The organism is Streptomyces boncukensis, from assembly GCF_011045075.1.
Classification (GTDB): domain Bacteria; phylum Actinomycetota; class Actinomycetes; order Streptomycetales; family Streptomycetaceae; genus Streptomyces; species Streptomyces boncukensis.
In genome coordinates this window covers 19,392-30,884 of record NZ_JAAKZZ010000027.1, presented here as the reverse complement: position 1 = coordinate 30,884, position 11,493 = coordinate 19,392, and the positions used below count along the sequence as shown (strand labels likewise).

Annotated in this window: 6 protein-coding genes; 1 reads left to right on the top strand and 5 read right to left on the bottom strand. The window is 74.5% G+C overall.

Annotated features, from left to right (window positions below):
• Positions 1-38: 38 nt before the first annotated feature.
• The 3 genes from G5C65_RS04810 to G5C65_RS04800 form a co-directional block, all read right to left on the bottom strand.
• On the bottom strand, positions 39-1,046 hold the full coding sequence (locus tag G5C65_RS04810; RefSeq protein WP_165297345.1) for a TauD/TfdA family dioxygenase: 1,008 nt from the start codon (positions 1,044-1,046) through the stop codon (positions 39-41).
• A gap of 114 nt (positions 1,047-1,160) precedes the next feature.
• On the bottom strand, positions 1,161-4,382 hold the full coding sequence (locus G5C65_RS04805) for a non-ribosomal peptide synthetase (RefSeq protein WP_165297344.1): 3,222 nt from the start codon (positions 4,380-4,382) through the stop codon (positions 1,161-1,163).
• Between the two features lie 50 nt (positions 4,383-4,432).
• Positions 4,433-7,090 carry a Pls/PosA family non-ribosomal peptide synthetase gene (locus G5C65_RS04800; protein ID WP_420903278.1) on the bottom strand — a complete coding sequence of 886 codons (2,658 nt, stop codon included), beginning with the start codon at positions 7,088-7,090 and terminating at the stop codon, positions 4,433-4,435.
• Positions 7,091-7,876: 786 nt separating this feature from the next.
• Here G5C65_RS04800 and G5C65_RS04795 point away from each other — a divergent pair.
• Positions 7,877-10,144, top strand: coding sequence for a PIG-L family deacetylase (locus G5C65_RS04795; protein ID WP_165297342.1), 2,268 nt, complete (start codon positions 7,877-7,879; stop codon positions 10,142-10,144).
• Between the two features lie 19 nt (positions 10,145-10,163).
• Here the strand turns inward: G5C65_RS04795 and G5C65_RS04790 are convergent, their stop codons facing one another.
• Positions 10,164-10,895, bottom strand: a complete 732-nt coding sequence (locus tag G5C65_RS04790) for a methyltransferase domain-containing protein (protein WP_165297341.1) — start codon at positions 10,893-10,895, stop codon at positions 10,164-10,166.
• A gap of 75 nt (positions 10,896-10,970) precedes the next feature.
• Complete coding sequence (locus G5C65_RS04785) at positions 10,971-11,429, bottom strand: winged helix-turn-helix transcriptional regulator (RefSeq protein WP_165297340.1); 459 nt, start codon at positions 11,427-11,429, stop codon at positions 10,971-10,973.
• Positions 11,430-11,493 lie beyond the last annotated feature (64 nt).

Genomic DNA, 11,493 nt, shown 5'->3' with positions numbered 1-11,493 from the left:
GGACGGGGCGGGCCGGCGTGCGGCCGGGGGCCGGGCGGTCATGTGGCGGTCACCTCGATGGTCGGCGAGCAGGCGGACAGGCGCACCGGGTCGCCCATCGCGACGAGGACCTCGCGCGGCCCCTCGAACGGGTCTCTGCAGTGGGCGGTGCGGATGTTGTCCACGAGCATGAGATCGCCCGCCTGCCACGGCTCGCGCGCGGTGCGGGCCTCGTAGACGGCGTTCAGCCGCTGGACGACGTCCGCGCCGAGCGGCTCGCCGTTGCCGAAGAAGGTGTTGAACGGCAGGCCCTCGGCGCCGTAGACGTCCACCAGGTACTCGCGGACCTCGGGTTCGATCGTCCACTCGCTGAGGAAGGCGATCTGGTTGAACCAGCAGCGCCGGCCGGTGGCGGGGTGACGCACCACGGCGCTGCGGCGCTGGCGGGTGCGCAGCGAACCGTCCGGCTGCCAGGCGAACGCGATGGAGTTGGCGCGGCAGTAGCGTTCCACGGCGTCGCGGTCCTCGGTGCCGAACGCCTCGGCGACGGATGCGCCGATCTCGTCGTTGTAGGTGCGGGTCAGCAGCCAGCCCTGCCGTTCGAACCGCTTGACCAGCCTTCTGGGCAGCGCGTCCAGGACGGCCTGCCCGTCGGCCACGCCGGTCGCGCCGCCCTCCGCGGGTGCGGTCAGACACGCGAAGAGCATCAGCCCGGGGAACTCCAGTGTGTAGCTGAGCTCGTGGTGCATGCACATCGGCTGGTTCTGCGGCCACGCCGAGGAGGTGTACACGCCCTCCGCCCGGTTCTGCCGGGGAGCGAAGCTCTCCCGCTCCTCCCCCATCAGCCCCGTGGTCAGGCTCCGGAAGACCGCTTCGGCCCCGGCCGCGTCGGCCAGGCCCAGGCCGCGGACCAGCACCGCGCCGTGCTCGGCGACGACCGCGCGCAGCGCGTCGCGGTGCCGGGCCGCCCAGTTCGCCGGGTCACCGCAGAGACCGGTCGGCAGCATCGGCGGTCTGCCGGGACGCAGGACCACGTCGCGCGGTGAGACCGCGGATGGCGATGGCATGTCAGTGCCCCTCTCCTCGTCCTTCGTCGTCTCTGGTCGTCCACCCTCGTCCGGGCTCGTCCGCCCTCGTCCGGGCTCGGCCTGCCTGCCGTACCGGCCTGCCGTGCCGCGGTGTCACGGAGCCGCCGCGTGCAGGGCGCTCAGCACGGCACGGGCCGCCTCGGCGGGGCGGGTGCGCGGGAAGTCGTGGCCACCGTCGGGGAGTTCGCGCAGCTCCACGCGGTCGGCGAGCAGCTCCCAGTCGCGGTGGCGGTGCGCGGCATCCGCGGTGGCCGGGTCGTCGGCGGCGACGACCACGGTGACGGGAGCGGCCAGCCGCACCGCCGGCGGGTGCTCCCGGATCCCGGCGAGGTAGCGGTGCTCCCGGACGCGGTCGTGCCGGCGCAGGCCGGCGGCACCGGGGTGCCCGCCTCGCCCCGCGTCGCTGCGCGGGTCCGGCTCTCCCGTGGCGGCGCGCCGTTCCGCGGGGCCGCCGAGCAGCTGGGCGCCGAGGAACACCCGGTGCACGGGCACGTCGCGGGCCTGCAGGCGGCGCGCCGTCGCGATGGCGAGCGCGGTGCCCGCGGCGTGGCCCCACAGGAGGATCCGGTGCGGGCCGCGCCGGGTGAGCTCGCCGACGACCCGCTCGGCCACCTGGTCCAGCGTCGCGAAGAAGGCGCTGTCGGCGGCGGTCGCCTCGCGGTCGGGCAGGTCGACGGCGTCGACGGTATCGATGTCATCGACGGCGTCGACCGCGATGCCGCAGGGCCGGAGCGCCGCGGCCAGCGGCCGGAAGTCGGCCGCGCTGCCGCCGGCGTGCGGGAAGCACACCAGGACCCCGGTCTGCTCGGCCTCCGGCCGGGCCAGCGGGCGCAGTGGCCCGGGGCCGCACTCGGAACGGCTGTCGACCAGCGCGGCCAGATCGGTCAGGACCGGGTGGCCGGCGAGGTCGTCGAGGGTGACCGCGCGGTCGAGGGCGATCGCCACTTTCACGGCGGACAGGGAGGTGCCGCCCCGGTCGAAGAAGTGGTCCCGCCGTCCGACCCGGTCCGCCGGGATGCCGAGCGCCTTCGCCCAGGCCGCGGCCAGCCGCCGCTCGGTGGGGGTGCGCGGTGCGCGGTAGCCGTCCTCGGCGGTGCCGGGGCCGGCGGCCAGGGCCGCGAGCGACTTCCTGTCGGTCTTGCCGTTGGCGGTCAGCGGCAGCCGGTCGCGCCAGTGGAAGGCCGTGGGGACCATGTACGGGGGCAGCGCGGCCCCGAGCCGCTCGCGCAGGCCGTCCGGGTCGAGGGGGCGGGGCCCGCAGCAGAAGGCCACCAGGTGCCGGCCCCGGTCCTGCCGCTCGGCGACCACGACGGCGCAGTCGCGCACGCCGGGCACCCGCAGCAGCGCGCTTTCGATGTCTCCGGTCTCGATCCGGAATCCGTGCACCTTGACCTGGGCGTCCCGGCGGCCGAGGAACTCCAGCTTGCCCTCCGGCAGCCACCGCCCGATGTCCCCGCTCCGGTAGAGGCGTGCGCCCGGTCGGTGCGGATCGTCCAGGAAGGCCAGCCGGGTGCGCTCGGGGTCGTTGATATAGCCGCGGCCGACGCAGACCCCGGAGAACACGAGCTCGCCGGGGGCGCCCAGGGGGACCGGGGACAGGTGCTCGTCGACGACGTAGCCGCGTACGTTGTTCACGCACCGGCCGAGCGGGACCCGGGCGCCGGCCGGCGCCCGGTCCATGACCTCGTGGTTGGTGTCGTCGGAGGTCTCGGTCAGGCCGTACGCGTTGACCAGCGTGACCCGCGGCATCGCGGCGAACCAGTGCTGGGCGAGCTCGTGGCGCAGTGCCTCGCCCGTGACCGAGACGCACCGCAGGTCCGGCAGCGCGCGCGGGTGGCGCTCCAGGTGGGAGAGGACGGCCTCCAGGTAGGAGGGGACGACCTGGACCACGTTGACCCGCCCGGCGGCGAGCGTGTCGACGAACCGTTGGACGTCCAGGACGACGTGCTGCTCGACCAGCCGGGTGCGTCCGCCGACCAGCAGCGCCGAGACCAGTTGCCACAGCGAGATGTCGAAGCACTGCGGAGCGGTCTGGGCGACGACCTGGCCCTCGCCGATTCCCAGATCGGCGATCTTGGCGTAGAGGTGGTTCAGCAGGCCCGCGTGCTCACACATCGCCCCTTTGGGCTCGCCGGTGGAGCCGGAGGTGAAGTAGATGTAGGCGAGCTGGTCCGGGGCGACCTCGACGCCCGGGTCGGTCCCCGCGCGGTCGTCGTCGCCGGCCGCGTCGACGGAGAGGGTGCCGATCCCGAGCCGGGTCTCCAGGGCCTCGGCGAGGGCGGTGGTGCTGCCGGGCTCGCTGAGCACGAGGTCGCAGCCGGCGCGCGAGAGCATGGCCCCGATGCGGTCGGCCGGGAAGTGCGGCTCGATGGGCAGGTAGACGCCGCCTGCCTTGAGGATGGCGAGAACGGCGGCCATCCACTCCAGGGTGCGCTCGGCGACCACGGCGACCACGTCCTCGCGGCCCAGTCCCCGCGCGAGCAGGGCGTGCGCCAGGCGGTTGGCGCGCGTGTTCAGCTCCCGGTAGGTCAGCTGCCGGTCGCCGAGTTCGGCGGCGACGGCGTCGGGGTGGGCGCGTACCCGCTCCTCGAACAGTTCGTGGAACGGGCGGTCGGGCAGTGGCCGGGCCGGGCCGGCCAGCCCGTCGAGCTGGTAGCGGCGTTCGGCGGCGGACAGCAGGCTCTGCCGTGCGTGCGCGGCGTCCGGATCGGCGACGCACAGCGCGAGCGCGGTGCGGTGGTAGCCGAGGATCCTGGCCGCGGACTCCGCGTCGAGTACGTCGGTGCGGTACCGCAGCCGCAGGGCCAGCCGGTCCCCCTGCCACCGGACCGCCACCCGCAGCACGGTGCCGGCGGCCAGGTCGCCGTCGCCGCCGGTGAGATCGATCTCGGTCTCGCACTGCGGTGCGTCCGCCGCCGGTTCGCTGCGGGGCGCCTCCGGCGCCCCGTCCGGCAGCGGCTCGGTCCCGGCCCCGCGGGCCTCCAGGGCGAGGTCGCGCCACGTCTCCCGCGCGGTCGTCACCCGGACGGGCAGCGCCGGGCCTCCCCGGCGCGTGACACAGCCGGTCCGCACCTCCCGCTCCCCGGACAGCGCGGCGAGCACCTTGGCGTGCGCGGCCAGCAGCACGGCCTCCAGCGGCACCCCGATCTCCCCGGCCCTCCGGCGCAGCGACGCCGTAAGGGCGTCGGGCACCCTCGTGTCCTGGGATCCGGTCCCGGCCACCGGAGCGAGGGTCCAGCGCGGTACCGCGGTGAATCCGCCCGCGCCGGGCGTCTCGCGCCGGGAGCCCCGGTCGTCGTCCGTCGACTCGCTCATCGAGCCTCCCTCTCCCTCCTGCTCCTGTCACGGCGCCGGTGGGCGCCCGGTCACCCCGGCGCGCCCTTCGCGACGGGCGCGCCACCGGGTCCGGGTCCGGTTTCGGGTCCGGTTTCGGGTCCGGGCTGCTGGGGCAGCGCCGGGCGGGCGGCCGGCGGCACGGGCGCCGCCGCGTCACCCGCCGCGAGGCTCTGCCGCTCGTGTCCGCGCAGCTCCGCCGCCGGGTTTCCGCCCCACCGCGCGTGCGGGGGTACGTCCTCGCCCTTCATCAGGAAGGAGTCGGCGGCCAGCGTCGCGCCGTCCCCCACCGTGACGCCGTAGTGGACCAGGGCGCCGACCCCGAGGGTGCACCCCGCGCCCAGCGTGCTGCGGTCGGACTTGAAGGTGCCGTCCTCCTGCGAGTGGCACTGGATGATGCTTCCCGCGTTGAGCGTGCAGTCGTCCCCGATGGCGGTGAGCGTGCGCTCCGTCACATGGCAGCCGTCGTCGAAGACCCGGCGGCCCAGCCGGACCCCCAGCAGCCGCCACAGCACGTTCTTGAACGGGGTCCCGCTGAGGGCCTGCAGATGGGCGTCCGAGACCTTCCACAGCCGCTCGTGGTGCCAGAAGTACGGGTCGTAGATGGAGCAGACCGTCGGCTGCAGCGGGCGGAAGCGGGTCATGGTCCGCTCCACCAGCGCGTAGTAGACGGCGGTGAAGCCGAGCGCGCCCAGCAGCAGCCCGGCCTCCATGAACTGCCCCACCGCGTCGTACCGGCCGACGGTCGCCAGGCTCAGCAGCATCAGCCCGAAGAGGTGCCCCCACCTGATGAGCAGCACGACGCCCATGGTGCGGAGGTTGTAGCGGTTCTTCGCGGCGAGGGCGCGGCGCAGCCCGTCCCCACTGCGCAGGTGGTCGAACCGGGTGTCGCGCTCCACCGAGCGCGGGATCTCGAAGCTGGGCGAGCCGAGCAGGCCCACGCCCTCCCGGACTTCCCCGTCGAGCGGGACCAGCACCTTCGTCGCCAGCAGGCAGTCGTCGCCTGTGCGGCCTCCCGCCGGATACGCGATGAGGTTGCCCAGGAAGCTGGACGTCCCGATCGCCGTCCGGGAGACGCGGAAGGAGGTGCCGGAGTAGTCGGCGTTGAGGATCGAGAGTCCGTCGGCGACCATCGTGCCGCTGCCGACGGAGCTCAGATACGGGGACTCGTGCACCACCCCGGTGCCGAAGTTCGACCCGGTCTGCCCGGCCCGGGAGGCGCGGTATCCGAGCAGCTGGAGGTAGTGGACGATATAGGAGCTGTCCCCGAAGAGCCAGACGAAGAACCGGGAGTTGGTCATGCGCTCGACCGCCCGGTGTGCGGAGTAGCGCAGGCCGTAGAGCGGATAGGCCCGCCCCGGCTCGATCAGCAGCCCCGGCAGGCGCGGCAGCGTGACGATGACGGCCAGGCCCACGACGAGGGAGCCGAGGAAGAGCACCAGGGAGAGGACCAGCGCCTCCAGGTAGAACGCGGAGGACGTGACCGGCTCCGCTCCCGTGCTCCGCCCCGCCAGCGTGTGCAGCCGCGTCAGCAGCAGGTCCACGACCCCGACGGTCAGCGGCACGACCGCGAGGAGCGCCTTGAGCAGTCCGCCGATACCGAAGGCGGCCCGCCGCAGGGTGCCGCACCGCGCCGGGGCGACCCTGACATAGTCGACCTGCGTGCTCCGCGCCGGGGAGCCGTGCCATCTCCGGCCCTCCGGGACGGCCGCGCCGGCGTGCAGCGCGGAGGCGTGGCCGAGTTGCGAGCGGTCCCCCATCGAGGTGTGGATGTCGAGCACGGTCCGCTCGCCGATGAACACGTCCCTGCCGAGCGTGACCGGGCCGGTCCGGATCCGCCCGGCGTCGGCCCGGTAGCCGAGCAGGGACGCCTCTTTGCGGATCACGGTGCCGGCGCCGATGCTGAGCAGGTCCGTGCAGACCGGGACCCTACGGGAGAGGATCGTGACGTGCCTGCCGATCCTCGCCCCGAGGGCCCGCAGGTAGAACACGTAGACGGGGCTGCCGGCGAAGAGCACCAGCGGGTTGGTGCTCACGAGCACCTTGACGATCCACAGGCGCAGATAGCCCAGGCCCCACACCGGGAACTCCCGGGGCTTCCACCGGCCGACCAGCAGCCACTTGAGCGCGATCGGGGCGGTGCACACGACGGCCAGTCCGGCTGCGCCGAGCACGACGGACCGCCCGTAGACGGCCGCCACGCCCGAGCCCTCGGAGACCCACCGATAGCCCCTCATCGTGGCCAGGGTGACGAGATAGGAGTATCCGGCGAAGAACAGCAGCTGCAGCGCTCCGCACAGGATGTAGCGCGCGGTGCCGGCCGGCGCCGTCGGCGGGCCCGGCGCCGGTTCCGGAACCGGGCCCGGCGGGCCTTCGGTGTCGGGTGCGGCGTCCGCGAGCGCCTTTGCCAGGCTCCGGACGGTCGGGCACAGATAGATGTCCCTCATCGACACCGGCGGAAGGTCCGGCCGTTTCCTGACGCGGGCGCAGAAGTGCGCCATCACCAGGGAATCGGCACCGAGATCGTCGAAAAAGTGACCGTCAACCGGAATGCTTTCGGTCCGTACTACCTCGGCCAGCAACCCGCTCAGGGCCTCCGCAATGCGGTTCTCCGGCTCCGTGCTTCCATCCGACGTGGATACGGCTCCTGCCGGGTCCCCGCCCGGTAATTCGCCCGGTTCACGCACCACATGAGCTCCTTGCGGGTCGGACGCCTCGGGATCGCGTGGCGAATGCTGGATCCGCCGACTCGGAGCCGGTATCACATGCCGTTATGGACCCAGAATAGCGTGCCAGGGTATAGCTATGCCGGATCATGCTTCACGCCCCCCTTGCCCAGACAAAGCGCGTCGAAGCCAGGAAGCACCGTAGCGACTCCGGCAAGGGGACGCACTGCTCGACTTGCGGCCCGGCAACCGTTCTGGCCATTTACGCCGATCCGCCGGCGGCCACAATTACCGGGCATCTCATTGATGCGCATATTCCATTCATACAGAGCGATCCGGCAGGGCAGGTTGTGTATCGCCCCCGGCGCCCGGCGCCCGGGGGCGGGGGCGCTCCGGACCGCGCGCCGCCGGCACGGGTGTCCTGCGCCGCTCCCGGCCCCGGCCCGCGCGGGAGGCCGCATCCGTCGCGGGCGGCGTCGCGGGCGCCGCTGTCCGCGAGGTCACCGTGTGCGCGTCCGGCCGCCGCCGGGCCGCGCCGGCCGGGCGCGCGGTGCGGGCCGGATTCCCGCGCCCGACGTACGAATCTGGCTCGAACACACCGCACCGCCGCCGGACACGGCCGGTGCTGCCGGGCGGCCGGCGGCAGCGACCGCCCGGAGGGCTTCCCGGCGGGCTTCCCTGAGGGGCGGAGGGGGTGTGTGCGGAGGCATCGGGACAAGGCGGCAGAATTCACGGCGGCCCGTACATCCTTCCGGGCCTTGGAACGATCATGCATGGTGACGTGATCATGCATGCAGAAAGCGCCCGTACATGCCTCTCATACCCCGAGCCGTCGCCGGCAGGCGGCACCCCGGCGCGGTGATCGCCGCGCTGTGCTCGATCAGCCTGCTGGCCGGTCTGACCGGCTACGCACACGGCCAGGCCGCAGACCGCTCCGCCGCCCGCCAGGACGACGGCCCGCCCGTACAGGCCGCCCCCGCGCCCACCGGGGTGTGGGCCGGCGCCGGTGCGGGCGGGCGGGTGCGTACTGCCGAGTCGGTGCTGCAGGTCGTCGCGCACCCGGACGACGACCTGTTCTTCATCAACCCGGAGACCGCCCAGTCGCTGCGCTCGGGCCGCCCGGTGACCACCGTGTATCTGACCTCCGGCGAGTCGGACGGCGTCAACGCCCCGCGCGTGAACCTGCCGGGCGCCGCCGCACCGGCGCGCGGGCCGTCGGCCCGGGGCGACAGGGCCGCGTACGCGGAGGCCCGGCAGAACGGCATCCGCTCGGCCTACGCCGAGATGGTCACCGGGAACCGCGCCACCCCGTGGCAGCGCCGGGCCGTGCGCACCGCAGGCGGCGGCTTCGCCGAGCTGGACACCCTCCAGGGGCATCCGCAGGTCCGCCTGGTGTGGAGCCTGCTGCGCGAGGCGGGCAGCATCACCCGGCACCGGCCGCACAGCCTCTACGGGCTGTGGCGCGACGAGTCGGCGGCGCTGGGCTCCAGGCTGACGTCCGCGGGTCCGGTCCGCCGCTCCTTCCGCTACACCCGCACCCAGCTCGTCGAGACCCTCGTCGGCTATCTGCGCTGGTTCCGGCCGACGCAGATCCGGATGCAGGACCCCACGCCCGGCCGGCTCGACCGCGACGGCCGGTACGCGGACCACCAGGACCACTTCGCCGGTGCCCGCTTCCTCCAGGAGGCCCTCGCCCGGTACGGCGAGTACGCCGCCCGCGGCGCGGTCCCGCACTTCACGGTCGAGACGTACCTCGGCTACTTCAACGGCGGCCTGCCCCACGTCCTCGGCGGCCGGACGGCACGGAACAAGCTGCGCAGCCTGGACACCTACGCCTGGGCCGACCGGTCCCGGCGCCCCTGCGGCGCCCCGGCCGGCTGCGGCGACCTGAAGATGGTCCCCGGGCAGCAGCACCGGGGCTGGTCGCACGGCATACGGCACGCCGACGGGGACTCCGTCTCCTGGCTGCGCGCCGACCGGGGCGGCGCGCTGTGGGCGTACGGCGTGCTCGACGGCCGCATCGCCGTCCGGCACCGCCCGGCCGGCGCGGAGGCCCGCTGGGGCGCGCCCGTTCTGCTGCCCCGTACGGGCATCGACCCCACGCTGGCCACCGTGCGGCTGCGGGAGGGGCGCACCGCCCTCGTCGGCACCCGCACCGTCACCCGGGACGGCCCTGCCGGATACCGCAAGGAGGTCGGCTGGGTCGACCAGCGCGCCCCCGGCCCCGCCGTCCGCTCCGGTTCCGCCGTCCGCTCCGGATTCGGCTCCTGGGAGTCGCTCGGCACCCCGGAGACCGGCGATCCGGCGGGCCTGTCCGACATCAGCGCCCCCGCTGCCGCCGTCGGCCCGGACGGCACCGTGACCGTCGTCGTGCGCACCAGCCGTCACCAGCTCAGCGGCCGGGTCCGGCAGCCCGGCGGCGGCTGGGGGCCGTGGCGGGCACTCGGCGGCAGCGGCGTGCACGGCACCCCGGCAGCCGCCACCGACGGCGCGGGGCGGCTGTACGTCTTCGGCGCGACGGCGAACACCGTGCTCGCCTGGTCGGCGCCGCGCCCCGGCGGCCCGCTGACCGGCCCCTATGCCACGGGGCTGCCCGCCGTCACCGGCCCGCTGACGGCGCGTGCCGACGGCCGGAGCGCCGTGCGGCTCTCTGCGCGCGCGCCCGTCTCCGGCCATGTGCTGACCGCGCGGCTCAGCGGCGCGCTGCCCCGCACGGCGCGGGGCGCCCCGCTGCGGGCCGGGCGCGTGGCGGATCTGGGCGGAGCCGGCGGCTACGGGCCCGTGGCCGCCGCCCGGCTCCCCGGCGGCCGCACCCTGCTGGCGACCCGGGCGGACCACGGCGATGTGCAGACGGCCGTCGTCGACGAGCGGCCGGGCGGGGCCGGTGCCGAGGCGCGGGCGAAGCCCGCCGCGGCGCGCGTGCGCTGGAGCCGGACCGGATTCCTGGCCGCCGGCGCGCCCGCCGCCGTCCCCGCTCCCCGGGGCGCGGGGGTCGACCTCGCGGTCGAGGGGCTGGACGGCCGGCTGTACTGGGCGCGTATCCGCGGGGACGGCACCACGGGCTGGCACCGATCCTGACGGCCGGTCCCGGGAGCCGTCACGGCTTCTCGTAGACCGACACGTGCTTGCCGCTCGACGCGGTGAAGGGGCTCCGGTCCCAGTCGGTGTAGCGCTCGCGCAGGCGCAGGCCGGCGAGCTGGGCCATCAGGTCCAGCTCGCTCGGCCAGCAGTAGCGGAGCCGCAGCGGCCGCAGCTCGGCGCCCCGCGCGCCGATCGTCACGCGCTGGTAGGTGACCGCCTGCTCCACGGGGTCGTGGAGCAGGAACTCCACCTCCGCCGCGTCCTGCGACAGGGCGCGGGTGGCGACCCGCTGGTGGCGGTCGAACGCGCCGACGTCCTGGATGAAGCACTCGAGGACGAAGTATCCGCCGGGTTCCAGGACCCCGGCGACGTTGCGGAAGCAGTCCACCTGGCGTGCCTGGCTGGGCAGGTTGAACAGGGTGTTGAAGACCAGGTAGGCCATCCGGAAGGGGCCGTCCACCGGCACATCGGCCATGTCGCCGATCGTCACCGGGATCTGAGTGCCGTGCGGCTTCCCCCGCAGCTGCTCGACCATGGCGGGCGAGCCCTCGACGCCCTCGACGGCGACCCCCCGCGCGAGCAGGGGCAGGGCCACCCGCCCCGTGCCCACCGCGAGTTCCAGGACGCGCCCGCCGCCGGGGACGAGGCCGGCCAGGAAGTCGGCGCTCGGGGCCGGATCGTGGATGTCGCCCCGGTCGTACTCATGGGCGTACCGGTCGAAGAACGCGGGATCGTTCAGTCCAGTCACGGCGGAGGAGTCAACCAGCGGGGCGTGGGCCGCGCCAGCGAATAAGCGAACAACGGTGCGCCCGCAGCCTCCCGGTCAGGCGCGGGGCTCCCCGGTCTTCTCGACGTAGGTCTCGTCCGGGTCCACGGACCGACCGTCCTCGGCGTGCACCGTCAGCGGGCGCAGCAGGCGGCCCTCCCGCCGGTCGAGGAGCCGCGAGTGGGGCTCGTCCGGGCTGAAGCAGTGCGACTCCCCCCACTGGCGCAGGGCGACGATGACGGGGAACAGGGCGCGCCCCTTCTCGGTGAGGCGGTACTCGCGGTAGGCGCTGCCGTCGGTCGCGGCGGCGGTGCGCAGGACGCCGGTGTCGACCAGGGTGCGCAGCCGGGCGGTGAGGATGTTCTTGGCGATGCCCAGGCTGCGCTGGAAGTCGCCGAAGCGCCGGCTGCCGTCGAACGCGTCCCGCACGATCAGCAGGGACCACCAGTCGCCGATGGCGTCGACCGACCGGGCGACGGGGCACGGGTCGGCGTCGAACCGCGTGCGGGTGACCACGGCTGTCTCCTCTCCTTCGCTCTCCTCCGAGTTCTGGTTGCAACATGCTACCAAAGAGGCTTAC